At 37.4% G+C, this 16,904-nt stretch carries 17 protein-coding genes and 1 pseudogene; 12 read left to right on the top strand and 6 right to left on the bottom strand.

What is annotated here, in order from left to right; all coding sequences use genetic code 11:
• The first annotated feature begins 3 nt into the window (after positions 1–3).
• From P255_RS09650 to P255_RS09620, 7 genes are all read left to right on the top strand, one after another.
• Complete coding sequence (locus tag P255_RS09650; protein WP_004899820.1) at positions 4–1,074, top strand: glycosyltransferase; 1,071 nt, start codon at positions 4–6, stop codon at positions 1,072–1,074.
• Between the two features lie 295 nt (positions 1,075–1,369).
• A complete protein-coding gene (locus P255_RS09645) occupies positions 1,370–2,254 on the top strand; it encodes a glycosyltransferase family 2 protein (RefSeq protein ID WP_004899823.1) in 885 nt (294 codons plus the stop codon).
• Positions 2,251–3,369: a glycosyltransferase family 4 protein gene (locus P255_RS09640; protein ID WP_004899826.1), complete on the top strand. Its 1,119-nt coding sequence runs from the start codon at positions 2,251–2,253 to the stop codon at positions 3,367–3,369. Before P255_RS09645 ends, P255_RS09640 begins: the two co-directional genes overlap by 4 nt.
• A 19-nt stretch (positions 3,370–3,388) precedes the next feature.
• A complete protein-coding gene (locus P255_RS09635) occupies positions 3,389–4,000 on the top strand; it encodes a sugar transferase (protein WP_004899830.1) in 612 nt (203 codons plus the stop codon).
• A complete protein-coding gene (locus P255_RS09630; protein ID WP_004899832.1) occupies positions 3,993–4,649 on the top strand; it encodes a NeuD/PglB/VioB family sugar acetyltransferase in 657 nt (218 codons plus the stop codon). Before P255_RS09635 ends, P255_RS09630 begins: the two co-directional genes overlap by 8 nt.
• Before the next feature lie 26 nt (positions 4,650–4,675).
• Positions 4,676–5,851, top strand: a complete 1,176-nt coding sequence (locus P255_RS09625; RefSeq protein ID WP_004899834.1) for a DegT/DnrJ/EryC1/StrS family aminotransferase — start codon at positions 4,676–4,678, stop codon at positions 5,849–5,851.
• Positions 5,852–5,987: 136 nt separating this feature from the next.
• Positions 5,988–7,865 (top strand): polysaccharide biosynthesis protein, encoded by a 1,878-nt coding sequence (locus P255_RS09620; RefSeq protein WP_004899836.1) that lies wholly within the window; start codon positions 5,988–5,990, stop codon positions 7,863–7,865.
• Between the two features lie 356 nt (positions 7,866–8,221).
• Here the strand turns inward: P255_RS09620 and P255_RS09615 are convergent.
• Positions 8,222–8,545: pseudogene (locus tag P255_RS09615) on the bottom strand (DUF4172 domain-containing protein); the annotation flags it as partial.
• 774 nt (positions 8,546–9,319) lie between these two features.
• Here P255_RS09615 and P255_RS09610 point away from each other — a divergent pair.
• From P255_RS09610 to P255_RS09595, 4 genes are all read left to right on the top strand, one after another.
• Entirely contained in the window at positions 9,320–11,608 is a 2,289-nt protein-coding gene (locus P255_RS09610) for a hypothetical protein (RefSeq protein ID WP_004899843.1), read from the top strand.
• Positions 11,609–11,854: 246 nt separating this feature from the next.
• On the top strand, positions 11,855–12,802 hold the full coding sequence (locus tag P255_RS09605) for a YagK/YfjJ domain-containing protein (RefSeq protein ID WP_004899845.1): 948 nt from the start codon (positions 11,855–11,857) through the stop codon (positions 12,800–12,802).
• A gap of 190 nt (positions 12,803–12,992) precedes the next feature.
• Positions 12,993–13,208 carry a hypothetical protein gene (locus tag P255_RS09600; protein ID WP_004899847.1) on the top strand — a complete coding sequence of 72 codons (216 nt, stop codon included), beginning with the start codon at positions 12,993–12,995 and terminating at the stop codon, positions 13,206–13,208.
• 502 nt (positions 13,209–13,710) lie between these two features.
• On the top strand, positions 13,711–14,298 hold the full coding sequence (locus P255_RS09595; RefSeq protein WP_004899848.1) for a hypothetical protein: 588 nt from the start codon (positions 13,711–13,713) through the stop codon (positions 14,296–14,298).
• Positions 14,299–14,458: 160 nt separating this feature from the next.
• Here the strand turns inward: P255_RS09595 and P255_RS09590 are convergent, their stop codons facing one another.
• The 5 genes from P255_RS09590 to P255_RS15485 all read right to left on the bottom strand — a co-directional run bounded on the left by P255_RS09590 (position 14,459) and on the right by P255_RS15485 (position 16,059).
• The gene (locus P255_RS09590) at positions 14,459–15,001 is read right to left on the bottom strand and encodes a superantigen-like protein SSL4 (RefSeq protein ID WP_004899850.1); all 543 of its coding nucleotides are present in this window, start codon (positions 14,999–15,001) and stop codon (positions 14,459–14,461) included.
• A 118-nt stretch (positions 15,002–15,119) separates the two neighbouring features.
• A complete protein-coding gene (locus tag P255_RS09585) occupies positions 15,120–15,425 on the bottom strand; it encodes a hypothetical protein (protein WP_004899853.1) in 306 nt (101 codons plus the stop codon).
• A 34-nt stretch (positions 15,426–15,459) separates the two neighbouring features.
• Positions 15,460–15,603 (bottom strand): hypothetical protein, encoded by a 144-nt coding sequence (locus tag P255_RS15490; RefSeq protein ID WP_167539621.1) that lies wholly within the window; start codon positions 15,601–15,603, stop codon positions 15,460–15,462.
• Positions 15,604–15,613: 10 nt separating this feature from the next.
• Positions 15,614–15,886, bottom strand: coding sequence for a hypothetical protein (locus P255_RS09580; protein ID WP_004899854.1), 273 nt, complete (start codon positions 15,884–15,886; stop codon positions 15,614–15,616).
• A 29-nt stretch (positions 15,887–15,915) separates the two neighbouring features.
• Positions 15,916–16,059 carry a hypothetical protein gene (locus tag P255_RS15485; RefSeq protein ID WP_004899858.1) on the bottom strand — a complete coding sequence of 48 codons (144 nt, stop codon included), beginning with the start codon at positions 16,057–16,059 and terminating at the stop codon, positions 15,916–15,918.
• A 583-nt stretch (positions 16,060–16,642) separates the two neighbouring features.
• Between P255_RS15485 and P255_RS09575 the strand changes: the two genes are divergently transcribed.
• Positions 16,643–16,897 carry a hypothetical protein gene (locus P255_RS09575; RefSeq protein ID WP_004899861.1) on the top strand — a complete coding sequence of 85 codons (255 nt, stop codon included), beginning with the start codon at positions 16,643–16,645 and terminating at the stop codon, positions 16,895–16,897.
• Positions 16,898–16,904: the final 7 nt, after the last annotated feature.

Here is a 16,904-nt window from a genome sequence, read left to right as displayed (position 1 = left end):
TAAATGAAATTAATGATTGTAATTCCAACTTTAGGGTCTGGCGGTGCTGAAAGAGTTGTATCTACATTAGCTAATATATGGGTAAATGAAAAAGATTTAGACTTATCTATTACATTGTTAAATAAATCTGAAGATTTTTACTCTATTGATAATTCAATAAAAATTTATAGATTAAACTATGAAGGTGGTTTAGGTCTTGTGAAAAAGAGCATTGGCCTATTTAAGACTATAATCAAATTACAGCAATTAATAATTAGGGAGAAACCTGATGTAGTGTTGACCTTTATACGAGAAGCCAATATTTTTACGTTATTAGCATGTAATCGTACCAACACTAAAGTAGTGATTTCTGAAAGAGATAGCCCAAATGCCAATATTTCTAAAATCTATAGCTTTCTTAGAAAGTATACATATAAAAAAGCCGCGGGAATTATTGCTCAAACTCATGAATATAAACAATTTATTATGCAGGAGATAGGAAATGAAAATGTTCTTGTTATTCCAAATCCTATCAGAGAAATACAAAAATATGATGTAGAAAAAGAACAAATAATCTTAAATGTTGGTAGATTGATTAAGGAAAAAGGGCAGTCTTTTTTGCTTCAAGCCTTCGCTAAAATTGAAGATAAACGAGATTGGCGGATTGTTATTCTTGGAGATGGTTATTTAAGAGATGAACTAGAGAAATTGGTAGAATCTCTAAATCTAAAAGCATATGTGGATTTTAAAGGTGCTACAAAAGAAGTTGATTATTGGTTAAACAAGTCATCTATTTTTGCATTTCCATCAATTTCAGAGGGTTTTCCGAATGCTTTGGCAGAAGCATTGGTTGCGGGTCTTCCATGTGTAAGTTTTGATTGTACTGCTGGGCCAAAAGATTTAATAGTAAGTAGAATTAATGGGTTGCTTATTGATACTTATGATGTTGATGCCTTTAGTGAAAGTTTAAAGCAGTTGATGACCTCAAGTGAATTAAGAGACTATTTATCAAAAAATACAACACCTCTAATTTATGATCTAGACGCTAGTCAGATTGCTAACAAATATCTTCTTTTTCTAAAAGAAGTTGTTTAACGTATTGGAATACTAGCATTTGTGAAATATAATTACCGGCTGAAGATCTTGTATTAGTCAAAAGTTAAGAAGTTACAATCCTATGATTTAAACGTTTTGGCTAATTCAAAAATTAGATAAAAGCGTGCGTATGCTCTAGAGGCATTTTGTAGGATAAATGCAGCTAAATTCTAAAAAACCATACTGCATAATTATTTTGGCTTAGTTAAATATCTTTTTCAGAAGGTTTTTCGTGTGTAATTAAATAATTAGTTATATTAACCCTGCTTTTATTTCTGTATATAAGTGATGAGAAATGAGAATTTCGATTGGCATTCCTTTTTTAAATGCTCAAGCATATCTAGCTGATGCTATTAATTCAATTTTAGTTCAAAGTTACCAAGATTGGGAACTTATTTTAATAGATGATGGATCAATTGATAAATCATTAGCGATTGCTAAATCATTTGCTCAAAAAGATAGTAGGATTCATGTAATATCTGACGGTCAAAATAAAAGATTACCAGCTAGACTTAATCAAATTGTTAAGGAAGCTTCTGGTGAATATATTGCTCGTATGGATGCTGATGATATAGTAAGCCCACAAAGACTTGAGTTACAGGTTGATTTTTTAAAAGCACATCCTGAAATAGATCTTGTTTCAACGGGAATTCTATCGCTTAAAAACGATTTAACTCTAGTAGGCTATCGTGGAACAATAAACCCTAAGACCATCAGTATAGCTGATGCTATTATGGGTACAACTGGCATTATCCATGCTTCAGTTATGGCAAAAAAAGATTGGTTCCTCAGAAACCCTTATAATGAGAACAATCGACTTGCTGAAGATTATGAATTATGGCTAATGGCTTATCTAAAAAATGATTTAAAAGTTGGATTTATCGAGAAGCCTTTATATTACTACCGTGAAGATCAAAGCATTCAGTTAAAAAAATTGCTAACAGCTTATGATAGTCAAGTTGATATCATATCTAAAGTACCAAGCAAATATATCGATAAGCGAACGAAACGAAAATTTATTAATAAGTTTTTGGTAAAAAAAATAATAGTAAGAATATTGTTTTTGATTAAGCGAGAAGGCCTGCTACATAAAAGACGAGTTCAATCCAAAACACCTAATGTTTACATTCAACAATTGCAAAGAGACCTATCTTACCTTGCGCAAGGAGATAACACTTGAAACCTAAAATTGCTCTAATTGTATCAGCGCCTGGAACATTTAATGCATTTTACTTAAATCATATCAAATTTTTAAAAACATTATATGATGTTACCTTGATTGCTAACTTTGCAAAAAATGAAATAATTTTACCTGATGTTAAACATATTTCGTTAGATTTAGACAGAAAACCATCTCTTATAGATGATTTTAAAAATCTCATGAAATTAACCGCTATATTCAAAGAAGAAAACTTTGATATTGTTCACTCAACTACACCCAAAGCAGGGTTTGTGACTCAGATTGCAGGTTTTTTATCGGGTAGAAAAATCCGATTGCATACTTTTACTGGGCAAATATGGGCAAATAAGACTGGTATAAAAAAAGATGTATTAAAATTAATTGATAGAACAATCGCAAGATTATCAACGCATTTATTGGCTGATAGTAAATCCCAAATGGATTTTTTGATTTCTGAGAATATTCCTGTGAAATCTAAAATTCAAGTATTAGGAGAAGGGTCAATTTCAGGTGTCAATACCCAAAAATTCTATCCAAAAAATACAGAGACCCTAAGAAGAAAACTGGGTTTTGTAGAAGGTGATTTTGTATTTCTATTCATTGGTCGTTTAAATGCTGATAAAGGCATCAAAGACTTATTAAAAAGTTTTGATATGGTTCATAATCAACGACCAAGAGCCAAATTACTCATCGTAGGCCCTGATGAAGAGAATCTGTTACCTATGATACAAGAGAATAAGCTGTTCGATAGCGCTATTTTTTACCAAGGATTCACTAAGTCTCCTGAAGACTACATGACAATGGCAGATATTATGTGTTTACCCTCATATAGAGAAGGGTTTGGTACAGTGATTGTAGAAGCATCTGCCTGTGGTACTCCAACTATTGGCTCTAATATCTATGGTATTACAGATGCTATTGATGATGGTAAAAGTGGTTATTTATTTCAAGTTGGTAATTCAGAAGATTTAGCATACAAAATGATTTATTGTATTGATCATCCTGATGAACTCAAAAAAATTTCTTCGTTTGGTCTACAAAGAATTAAAGAAAAATTTGATGCTGATTTATCTTCACAATATTTATTAAATTACTATCGAAGTATTTTAGCTTAAAAATAGTAGGTAATTATTTATGCTAAAACGCACCTTTGATATCATTGCTTCGGCTTTCGCTTTAATTATCCTTGCGCCTGTGTATGCGATGATTGCCTATAAGGTCAAAAAAAATCTCGGCTCACCTGTACTATTTCGCCAAACTCGTCCAGGTTTGCGTGGTCAGCCGTTTGAAATGATTAAGTTTCGTACCATGAAGGATGCTATTGATAACGATGGTAACCAATTGCCCGACAGTGAGCGCTTGACCGATTTCGGTAAAAAGCTACGAGCGACCAGTCTTGACGAGTTACCTGAGCTATGGAATGTACTCAAAGGTGATATGAGTTTGGTTGGACCACGTCCACTCCTCATGGAATATTTACCGCTTTACAGTATCGAGCAAGCAAAGCGTCATAACGTCCGTCCTGGTATCACAGGGTATGCTCAAGTCAACGGACGCAATACAATTGGTTGGGAAGACAAATTTAAACTTGATACATGGTATGTTGAGCATCAGTCATTTTGGTTAGATATTAAAATTTTATTACAAACAGTAAAAAAAGTGGTTGTAAAAGATGGTATCAGTGCTGAAGGTGAAGCAACTATGAGTAAGTTCACAGGTTCAAAAGTAGACAAAACCAATGACTAAGATCTATGCCATTTATGGAGCTTCAGGCTGCGGTCGTAGTTTAATGCCTGTTGCTAGAGAACACCTTACTCGTTTAGGTATTCAGTCACGTATTTACTTTATTGATGATCGTTTGACTGAAGTTACTGAACTGAATGGGCATCCGGCTGTGAATTATCATATGTTTAAAGCTCTGCCATATACTAATAAGTTTGTGTTGATTGCTATTGCCAATAGCCAAATTCGTGAAAAAATAGCACATCGCTTAGAAAATGATGGTGTGCATTTATGGTCAGTACAGGCCAATAACACCATAATTATGGATCATGTTGACATGGCGGAAGGTGCTGCATTGAGCCCTTTTGTCACCATAACCTCAAACATTAAAATTGGTAAATGTTTTCATGCTAATTTATACAGCTATGTCGAGCATGATTGCGTGATTGGGGATTATGTGACTTTTGCACCGAGTGTAAAATGCAACGGCAATATTCATATTGAAGATCATGCTTATATTGGTACTGGTGCAGTTATTAAACAAGGTACTCCAGATAAACCGCTAGTGATTGGAAAAGGTGCTATCGTGGGTATGGGGGCAGTAGTCACCAAAAGCGTGCCACCGGGTGTGACTGTGGTGGGTAATCCCGCACGAATTTTAGAAAAAAGATAAACTTCAATTTTAGTTTAGGAAATATGATGTTAAACACTGCATTTGAGCCATGGCCAAGCTTTACTCAGCAAGAAGCTGATGCCGTTTCCCAAGTCCTACTTTCAAATAAAGTCAATTATTGGACTGGGCAAGAGTGCCGTGAGTTTGAAAAAGAATTTGCCGATTTTATTGGGACTCGATATGCGGTAGCTTTGGCCAATGGTACTGTAGCGCTAGATGTTGCACTGAAAGCGCTAGGTATTGGAGCTGGAGATGACGTGATCGTCACTTCACGCACCTTTTTGGCTTCGGCGAGTTCGATTGTTATGGCTGGTGCCAACCCAGTATTTGCCGATGTTGAGCTAGACTCGCAAAATATTTCTCGCCGCACTATTGAAGCAGTCTTAACCCCAAATACCAAAGCGATTCTTTGTGTGCATCTGGCAGGTTGGATGTGTGATATGGATCCGATTATGCAGCTGGCCGAAGAAAAAGGGGTGTATGTGATTGAAGATTGTGCTCAGGCTCATGGAGCAAAGTATAAAGGAAAATCAGCGGGTTCAATCGGGCATATTGGTGCATGGTCGTTTTGTCAGGATAAGATCATGAGTACTGGTGGTGAAGGTGGAATGGTCACGACCAATGACGAAAGCCTTTGGAAAAAAATGTGGTCGTATAAAGACCACGGCAAGAATTATGACAATATCTACAACAAGCAGCACCCACCAGGGTTTCGCTGGCTGCACGACTCTTTTGGTACAAACTGGCGCATGATAGAAATGCAGGCGGTGATTGGACGGATTCAGCTCACCCGTATGCATGAATGGACGGTAAAACGTACTCAAAATGCAGAAAAGATTTTAAAAATATTTGAAGAATCATCTTTTTTTAAAGCTCACATCCCTTCAGATGATTATGTACATGCATATTATAAATGCTATGTTCAGATTAATTTGGAAGCATTACCAGATGGTTGGTCACGTGATCGTGTGATGCAAGAGATTAATGCTCAAGGTGTGCCTTGCTTTAGTGGTTCTTGTTCAGAAGTGTACTTGGAACATGCGTTTGATGGGACACCTTGGCGTCCAGCGCAACGTTTGATCAATGCCAAGCAGTTGGGTGAAAGTAGTCTGATGTTTTTGGTACATCCGACTTTGAGCCCTGAGAATATAGAGAAGACCTTAAGTGCTATCCAGAAGGTAATTTATGCTATGCAAGTATAGTATTTATATTTTTTTGAATTTTGTGGGTAAATCATTATGTAATGACCCACATTCATAACAATACATAAAATTAGAAAAACTGATTTTCTTTATGTCGTTATTTAGCAAATGACATAAAGTCAGTTGAGGAATTTCCGTGAAACGTACGATTATTCAGTTGTCATCTATTTCTAGAAAGGTCAAACAGTCAGGTTTATTGCTGTTGGATTTATTGGTTTTTCCTATTCTGTTATGGATGTGTTATGGCATCCGGCTCTTTGATTGGAACATCGAAGTCATGCCGGGTATGGCGTTTAGTTGGGCTCTAGTCAGTGTACTTTCAGTTATGAGTCTGTTGCTCATGGGCGTGTACCATTTCATTGTACGTACCTTTAGTGAGCTGTTTATTGCCAAGTTGGCTCTTGCAGTAAGTTTGATGGTGGTCATTTTATATATTTTAGCTTATAGCACTTCAGCCTTTATTCCCATGTCTATTCCGCTGATGTATGGTTTTTTCATGTTTGGCTGGGTGTGGTTTAGCCGTGCATTGATCCGTTGTATTGTGCAGATGGCACTAAAATCCAAAATGAATAAAAAACGTGTTGCTATATATGGTGCTGGTCTTGCTGGGCAGCAAATCATGGCAGCCTTACTGCATTCAGATGAGCATATCCCCCTGTTTTTTGTTGATGATAAAAGTACTTTGCAGAAACAGATCATAGGCGGTTTAAAAGTTTATTCGATTCAGGAAGCATTGGCTCGTACCTTTAAAAAATATGCAATTGATGAAATTTTAATTGCATTACCGTCGGTAGGTCGTGCGCGTAAAAGTGAAATTATCCACATTCTTGAACCAGCACATTTAAAAATAACTGAGCTTCCAGGCCTGACTCAACTGGTTGATGGTGATATTAAAATTACTGATATCCGAGAAGTGGATATTATTGATCTGTTGGGGCGTGATCCGATTCCACCAATTCAGCCATTACTGACCAAAAATATCCGAGATAAAGTCGTGATGGTAACTGGAGCTGGTGGATCAATTGGTTCTGAATTGTGCCGTCAGATTGTGAAAAACCAGCCGAAACAACTGATTATTTATGAACTAACCGAGTTTGCACTTTATAGTATTGATAAAGAGCTACGTTTAAATAGTGATTGTGACATTATCCCGATTTTGGGTAGTGTACTAGAACAGGGTAAACTGGAACGGGTGATTGAACAATATGCTGTGCAAACAGTTTATCATGCTGCTGCTTACAAACATGTACCTTTGGTAGAATGTAATCCGATTGCCGGTTTGAAAAATAATGCATTGGGAACAGCGTTTAGTGTAAATGCAGCTGTGAAAAAAGGGGTAGAAACCTTTGTACTGATTTCAACTGATAAGGCAGTACGCCCAACCAATGTGATGGGAGCTTCAAAACGTATGGCTGAACTTTACTGTCAAGCCATGGCAAAAGTACAGCATCAAACTCAGATTAGTATTGTCCGTTTTGGTAATGTTCTCGGATCATCTGGTTCAGTCGTTCCTTTATTTAAACAGCAAATTAGTAAAGGCGGCCCAATTACGGTTACTCATCCAGAAGTGACACGTTACTTTATGACGATTCCAGAAGCATCACAATTGGTGATTCAGGCGGGAGCACTAGGTACTGGAGGAGATGTATTTTTACTGGATATGGGGGATGCAGTACGAATTCAGGATCTTGCTCGGCAGATGGTGATGTTGAGTGGTTTACAGATTAGGGAAGCTGGAAGTACATACGGTGATATTGAGATTCATTATACAGGACTAAGACCTGGTGAGAAACTCTATGAAGAGCTATTGATTGATCAGGATGATACTGAAGTGACTGAACATAGTCGAATTTTACGCTCTTTTGAAAAAGATTTCCCTTTAGATGAATTGCAACCGATCTTTAAATCTCTAGAAAAAATTAAAGCGACTGAACAGGATGTCAATTGGGCACTCACACAACTGGAGTGCTATGTTGATGGCTATCAACGCAGTGGGCAAATAGAAGTGAATTAATTAATGTTGAATTCACTTCTATTTGTAGCGAGTGCCAGACTTTAATTTTGACTAGTGAATGGTTGTTACAATTGCTTTGAATTCCCGCAAGGGAGTTAGCATGTATGGTGCAGTCTTTAAGGTTTGTAATGTAAACGTATTCGTTCATAAGACGAATATAGATTTAGTGTTTTCTATATTTTTGAATTTAATGTTATTTTTATAGTTATTTGGATAATTGAAGATCAAAATAAATTATAAATTGGTGCGGGTCTGCGGGACTCGAATTTTTTATTTATGTTATTGAAGTATAACGAAATAAATAAATTTACAAATTTTTGTACCGCATAATGTACCGTAAAAAAGAAAAGTGCTATCTAATTGGTATTTTTAAATTTGGTATTGATTTGATAGCGAGTATTTCGTCCTCCGCCATCTAGTTTAATTATACACTCTTTTTCTAGCAAATCTCTTAGGTGGCGTGTGGCAGTTGCTTTACTGACTTTAGCAACTTTCTGATATTGAGACGCACTAATGCCATGTTCAAAACCATTCGCACCACCGTCTAATAAACGGTTCAAGACCTTACGCTGTCCTTCATGCAAATCTAGGTTTGAAAGTCTTTACCAAAATTGACTTTTGAGTAATGTTCGTTGAATTTGTTTTAATGTTGTGTCGAGGCTGTCATTTAGGGTGTTTAGTGTGAACAGTTCTTTTGCTAAATTATGTTGACCTTGCCCAAGAAGAATTCCAATTTTTGACGAATCTTTCGGGTCTCGGGTGAGATGATCTCATCTTCCGATGTGAAATTTGTCCAATTATTTGCCTGACAAATCCATTCATTTATTTTGAACTCTGCTGATAAAGCTATTGGTGGGAGTCAAATAAAATGTATATTCGGCTCATTATTTGAGTTGAATGTGTTCTTTGTTTGGCTCATATTTTAGCTGTAATTCCTTAAAACAGAATGTTGCTAGGGTATGATTTTTTGAGTTGTAGGTTTTACAAAAATGCACTCTGTTGGAGGATAAGTCGAGCCATCTGACAGCTATTAAGTAGTCCTAGTAATTATAGGAGTCTCTCTGAATTTTTTCATATAAGTAAACTTGCTGCTGTCTAGCATTTTGCAATAAAACCATCTTTGACCATTTCAATAATGGTTGATCATCAAGCACCCCTCTTCAAAATTTACTACTCAAATTGGTAGCTCATTTGTGTTTGTCACTTTTATGGTGTTACAGAAGCCAGCCATGTCTATCTTAATAGCTGTACTGAATAGCTAATTTAGCTCAGCACTTAAAATCCTAATTCGGTTAAAAAATAGACTAATTCGGTATTGGATTAATACATTTTTATTTGCTGAATTTTATAATTTTATGTTTATATTAATATGTTGAAATTTGTGGAATAATATGTTTTTAAAATAAGAAATTTAATTTTTAATCAATTAAATTACAGCTACTTATGGTGTATTTATGCATGATTCAATGATTATTAGTAATAAGAATTTATTTTTAATTCTGAAAAAGAAGTATCCCTACGCTGTTGATGAGTTGGGTGAAGAGAAAAATAAGGAAACTTCAATTTTTAAAGATTGGATTGAGTTGTTTACTTCTTTATGTGAGTTAGAGAAGTTTTGTCAGGCAGAGCGACAAATTGATGAAAGTGATTTCAAAGGAGACTCTTACCATTCAGAACGGATGCGTGAATTATTTCTTTCTCTATGGCTGACCGATGAGAGAATTTTTTCTTACAAACATCAAATTCATTTTGAGCTGTTCCAAATTTATCAACGCAGCCTAGAAATCTACGATCAACGAGTAGTAGGACGTGAAAGAAATCAGTTTTTTCGAGCATTAAGAAATTATAAAGAATTTGGGATAACATCATTTCCTATTCAGGCATGTTTACTTTTCTGTTCAATTTTTACTGAACAGTTGCGTTTAAAAGACGTAGGGCTGAACTACTCGTACTCGACACAAAATCAGCAATTACTTTTTGAAGCACAAAAAGAGGTATTTGAGCTTTTCAAGCGATATGGGCATTTGTACACCTTGAATGTAATGTATCAGCTGAAGCTACCTAGAGACCTTACTTCTAAAGATGATATCTGTAGATTCTTTCAGGAATTGCGTGTAATAGAAGAAAAAATTGTATCGGATGGTCGTTTAGTTAAAGTTTTTTTTAACCTCGAAGATGATGGTCTTCACGGCTGCTTATTAAATTGTATTTTAATTTATCCCATTCAAGCCCTTTCAAATGTTAATCAATGCTTAACACAGTTGCAGGGTATTTCAGAAGCTAGTGCTAGTGGCATCCAGATTAACTTTAAAAATTTTGGGAGTGTGCTTAAGCAAATTTCCGAGACAGAAGTTGTCGGACGTATTGATAACACTAAAAAGTTGGAAAATTTCTGTTATTGGGCGATGGGAGCATTTTATCGACATGATGAATTTTTTTGTTATCACTATCCATTAGAACATTATGAAAAGTTCATCCATGAGCAAGTTTCAACTCCTTGGACTTTAGGCTTGCAAGCATCTGCAAAGGGCATACAGGGTAAGGACATGAGTAGGATCTATTCTGAATTAATGTCGTCTATATCTGATGTTGATGAAGTGTGGTCTACAAATATATTGTCGCAAGATATTCAAAAGAGATTGATCATCGATAAAACGATGCTGTGTGAACTTCCTTATGAACTTAACTATGAGCATACATGCAAGAGTGGAATCCTTTATTGTTTGCAAGTTTTTTATACATTCTTGGAGCTGGATCATGAACCGTTTTTTCACATTGAGAAATTTAAAGATATCGTCATTGGGATCAAGCCAAGTCGATTAGGTCGTCAGCTAATCTATCTCTATAACTTATTGCTTCAACAACCCGAACTGATTAATGAAATCCAAGAGCTTGATCAAAGACTAGATCAACGCTTCAGTAAACTTTTGAATAGCTCGTTATGGAAAATCATACGAGAAAATTTAGTACAGAGAGGCAGTACTGCAATCGAAGATGTAGGTGTTTTATATGGTCTTGACCAGCTACGTGGTCACTATCGAGTAAACCCCATAGGTGCTCGTATATCAGAATTTAATGGAGAAGATATCGCTCCATATACTCCTGATGACTTTGTCGCATTTGAAAGAAGAACAGCAGATGCCTATAAATATTTTGATAGGTTGCTTCAGGGTAATCAATTGATATGTAGATTTAAATTTTATGCAGATGTCGAGGGCGAATCTTTTCTAAATAAAAGGGAAGTCTTCTCACAACATTTTACTGAGTTCTTAAGAATTCACAAAAGAAGTCGCTTCTTAAAGGACTTAAATGGCTACTTTTTAATTTGGTTGGATGAAAGACACCGGAAAGGTATTCGGGAGAGAAAATCGCCCACACCATATGTGGATGTGATTTTTGTGATGCAGTTTGTGTATGGATTCAGCTATCAATCATTCGAAAAAGATGTCCTTAATGCATGGAAAAAATATCAAGGTAAGAAATCTTTAATAGGTGAAGAACCAAATCCATTTTGTACTCGGGGTTTTGAAAGTGATGTTCTCATGAATTCTGAAGAATCCTTGAGATCAACATTTGTAGTTTTTGAAAAGAAAAATAAGAAGTTGAAAAAGGTGTTACTGGATAAGTTGCTTCCTTATTTTACCTATCGGCATTTCTACTTACCTAAGTTGTATGATCAGCAGGACAAAAAGGTCAAGCTTTTTAGTAAGGGGACAGTGAGTAAAAAATCTCACATGAAATGAACTTACTCGCTAACGTAACTTTAGCTTGATGGTTTTCTGCATGAATCTTCTTGTCTGGGGGAAGTTGCTGAATTTTTTGTGTATGTGGTACAGGGATGTTTTGAACGTTGGTTAATGGGTTATTAATATAATGAATTTATTTAAGTAAATATATATAAATCAGTTTATTACATAACATAAGTGTTCTATGTAAAACTTGAATTATTTCCTAGTGATATGAGTTCAATCATCAACAAGGAAATTCTAATGACGAGTTTGATTACAATACTCAATGAGTCTAAGGTACTGACTGATATAGACAACTTCATCATCTCCATGTGTTATGAAGCATACACTGAAGAAAGCTTTAAACATGGATTAATTCAGCTCATCCCTCAATTCAAGGCAGTTTATCAACCCACACTGCAATACTCTGAATGCATTCAGATATTTTACTCTTTAGCAAAGGTTGTTGATGAAATGTTGAATGGTCAGGACATTGTTTTAATACAAGACTTTGATCATAGCCAACTCATCAGGTTGGCAGATACTCTATCCGCTTTAAAGCTGAATGCTTCACTTCAATTCATTAGGTTTAAGGCTCAGGAAAAACGAAATCAGCGTAGCCTTCAGTCGTACTTACAGCAACTTACCCAGCACTATGCAAAGCTATTGTTCGTTCGTGTCGATTTAGCGATTCAGATGAAAGATCAGCATCAAGTCGACATTCAGCAATTCAATCAATATGTACAATGCTTCTTAAGCCGAGTTCAGAATCAGGATACTTGTTTTAAAGACTTAGAGGGTTATACATGGGCAATTGAACAAGGTGAGGAGAAAGGTTATCACTGCCATGTTTTACTTATTTACAATGGGCATCAGCGTCAAAATGACTTTTGGATTGGCTTACAGGTCAGGGATTGTTGGTCTGCATTAACAGATCAGAAAGGCTATGCTTTTGTTTCAAATGCGCCTGAGTATAAGAAGAAGTTCGAAGATCAAGGTACGCTAGGGATTGGAATGATTCATCGGAATCAGCCTGAGCAAGTGCAAAATGCGATACAAGCAGCTATGTACTTGGTCAATCCTGAAAAGGATAGGCAATATCTTCGAGTTAGTGTGTCGGGTATGCGTAGCTTTGGACGTGGATTGTTTGCAAATACTAAGCGTAGAGGGCTAACGGAGTCTTCGATTGATCAAGACGTTGTCAGTTAGGTGATTAGTGCGATGAGAGATGTGTATTTCTTTGCGGAATTACACATCCTATGTACCAATTAACGAATCTGATAAGTGTGTGTTCCATTCACTGTACTAATTGTACTTGGAGTCATTTCTCCCAGCTTTTCCATAAACTCAACCGTATATTCCTGCTTTTAGCTGGACGTTATGCCTTACGGCTATTGGCATGGGCTTGGCAAGTGCTGCGATTCAGCTCACCATGAATTGGGCACAACGTTCAGTTGACTCTGCTCAAGCTACACCTGTCTGGGCTGGCTATTTGGGCGATTGGCAAGTACGTTTGGGCATTATCACATTACTTGGTGGATTGTGTGTGGTATTCGTTGTGATTTTAAGTGAAATGAAGTGGGCTCGGAAAAAAGAAGGTGAAAGTGGCTTGTGAGGATCCAAGCATCTAAAATTTATATCTCATTGGATATAAATTTGACTAATAAAGTCACGTGGTTGATTAAAATTTTAAGGATGATTTAAAAGAGAGTTAACGTGTTTAAATCGAAGAGAAAATCGTATTTTAAGACCGTTAAATACATATAAAATCTTTAAATCATTTTTTATATCGCAAAAATATTAAGTTATATATCACTTAACTTTTGAAGTATAAGGCTTATTGGGGTTTGTAAGCTATTGTGTGTTAATAATTTTATTTGTTATAGATGTTACGTTTTATCGTCCATTTAGTTGACGAGAAAATAAAAAAGAATAAAAAATAATCAGAATATGGCGTTTCTATCGCATTTATTTTTGGTCATAAATAAAAAGTAGAATTCGCTGTTCTCAACAGGTTTTATGCAGCTATATATGGAATTTGATTGTTGCATATTCAATGTTTTGTCAATTTAACGCTATTGATGAAGTGGTTCTATTCACAATACAAGGAGTGTGTGATGAATTTTTCCAGAGTATTGATTATTGCGGCTAGTGTGATGCTGGCAACATCAGTGACTTATGCAGATGAAACAATGCATAGTAAACATATGTCGAGTTGGAAAGCTTCAATGCAGAAAAAGCATATGATTGCGAGTGCGATGAGTGCCGCACCCAAAAAAGTCAGTGCAATGGCAACTATTGTTTATATTGATGCTCAAGGTCATATGCAGACTTTGCGTAAGGGACAGAATAATTTTATTTGTATGCCAGATAACCCAACAACACCTGGACCAGATCCAATGTGTATGGATCCAGCTTCAATGGAATGGGCAGAAGCATGGATGATGCACAAGATTCCTCCAACAGGAAAAGTGGGGTTGATGTATATGCTTGCAGGTGGAACAGATGCGAGTAATGTTGATCCTTATGCAACTAAACCAACAGCTGGCAATCATTGGATTAAAACGGGCCCACATATCATGATTGTTGGTGCACCTCAAAGCTTTTACGATATGTATCCTAAACATAAACAACCCGATACTTCGGTTCCATATGTGATGTGGTCTGGAACACCTTATCAACATTTAATGATTCCGATTAAATAAGCCTGCTGATTATTTTTTAAGATCTCAAGAAATAAGGGTGAAAATACCCAATGCATACCTTCAGAACAGCACAGTTTGATGTGACTCGACGCCGAGGTATACATTAGTTGGAAGCCCTAAAGATTCAGGCTTTAGGGCATTTCTTTCATCAGAATCATCATTAACGAATCTGATAAGTGGATGTTCCATTCACTGTACTAATACTGATTTCACGAATGGATTCTGCTTTACAACGTGGGTAGGCTAAAGCCACTGAACCATAACGCATATTCTTGGCATCATACAGGCGCACCAGAGCACAATTACCACGATTGATTTTAATCCCAGTAATAGTGGTGGCTGGATCATTCAGTGAAGTAATGTCGATCTTGTCGATATATCCACTCATCGTCCCTTGGGATTCTGCACGATAGACTCGAATATCAAACTGTTCAGGAACGGATTCAGTTTCTGTTTGAGTGTTATCGTCGGATGGTGAGGCTTGTTGATTCTCCTGTGCTGATGGTGTTGTTGTGGCCTCAGATGCTGGATGGCTAAACTGATCCAGATCATTAACACTGCTATTGACCATGGCAGAAGCTTCAGCCGCATCACTTGCAGTTTCAGGATTGGATGATGTTGGAGAAGCATTTTTCTCTTGGCAACCCGTGAGGCTGATCAAGCAGAGCAAGCCTGTCATCAGGCTCAGACGTGTAATCGGCATATTGTTATTCTCATTTTAATGGGTGGATCAACTTGCCACTGTTTCCTTTCATTCCTAATCTTGGTCTGGATAGGGTGATTGCATTAGTCAGCAGCAAGTTGAATCATGTTGAAATTATTTATTTGCAACGCCCTGCATGTACTGCATCGACCATGCGTGGCTGTGAAGCATCAGCAGCGAGTTGTAAGCAAATCGGTTGTTTGGTCTTGACTGCTTGGGTGATCAGGCGTTCTCCAGTAATCGGCTGACTGCCTCCTGCGTTATAGACCATATAGCGTTTGCCCGAAGTGGCTTTAAAGGTATAGGCATCCCCAGATTCTCCATAACCTTCGATCTTTTTGATGGTGACGGTGACATGTTCAGTTTTTGCCAGTACAGGCAAGCTGCATAGGGTACAGCTCAAGGCAAGTAATAGTTTTTTCATTATGATGATCCTGTTTGTTCTGCTGTAGTTCACATTAATTAAACATGGAAATCGGCCAAACCAAGGCTTTACCGAGGTTGTACATATAGCTCCGATCTGCGGTGGCACTGCATCCTTTCAGGTAAAAAGAAAACAGCAACATCACCATCAAATAAAACCCAATCAGATAATTCTTCATGCTGTACTCCTTAGCGTGCCTGACAATGCTGAACGGCACTGACCATGGCATCACTGAAATCCGCAGGTAACTGCATTGTGCTTGGAGTCATTTCTCCCAGCTTTTCCATAAACTCAGGGGAATAGTGTTTTTCTAGGCGGTCATAGACACATGAACAGGTCGAACGATCCTGTCCACCAGACTGACAGCCTGCATTGAAATCACGCTTGGACTTACTTTCACAGCCAGACAACAGACCTGAGAACAGCAAGACGAGAACCGAAAAGCCTGCATACTTCGACATGGCGCTTTTCCTTATGATGTATTGTGTGATTAGAAACGATCATCGGGTTTGTCCCAGCCAGCTAAAGACAGCAATGCCCACAGCACAACCATGAGGGCAAAGAAGCCTAGAATGGCAGGGCCTAACCAGATCACCAGCCCAATGATTAAAATCAGGCGTGCAAAAACCTTCATGCAGATGCTCCTTATCGCACACGTTTCAGACAGGGGATGTCTGAATGTGCATAAAAAACAAAAAAGATGAATCGATTTAGATCGGGGACAAAATCAAAGCAAGCGAAGACGCGCCATGCCTGAGCTGCACAGAAGAAGAATAGAGAAAATGAGAAACAGTCATAGCGACTCCTATATGCATAAGAAGTTCTGCCGAATCACTGTCAATTGATTATGGTGGCAGAACGAAAAGGGGTTGACAGACTGGGCATATAGAACCAGCACGCGCGAACGCGTCCCCCTCCCGTTCTACCGCAAAGGGGGACGAGAAGGTTTCACATACGGGTCATGCTCAGAACGAGCTTAACCTGATGTGCTATACGCTTCGGTCTGTCAAAACCGACTGACAATGTAGGTCAGCCCTTGCATGATAATCTGCACATCTGTAAAGGTCAATTGCTGTCAAATTCAATTGATTAGCATCTCATCCCAATCATTTTCAGATACATATCACCCAGATGAAACCAGACCTGTGGCACAGCGCATACAGGTCATTCCACAGACTTATTCTAATTTTTAGGATTTCATCTCGGGAGTACTCACGATGCCATATCAACAACATGAAGATGCCAACACATTCTACGAAGATCAATCTTTCACACCACCCCAACCGTTAATGCTGCTTTCACCGAACAACCTTGCCATGCTCGGGGTCTATGTCTCGCGCTCTTTGGGCTATTCCCCATGGGTGGGCGCAGTTGCGGGTGCAGCGATTGGTGGCGTGGTTCTCGCCATCATTGATCATCAACAGCATCCACAAACTCCACCATTTTCTAAATCTACCCATTCCCACAACTAAGCGAGGA

Source organism: Acinetobacter brisouii CIP 110357, assembly GCF_000488275.1.
GTDB classification, from domain to species: domain Bacteria; phylum Pseudomonadota; class Gammaproteobacteria; order Pseudomonadales; family Moraxellaceae; genus Acinetobacter; species Acinetobacter brisouii.
Note: the sequence above shows the minus strand (reverse complement) of the source record. Positions and strands in the feature narration are given on the sequence as shown.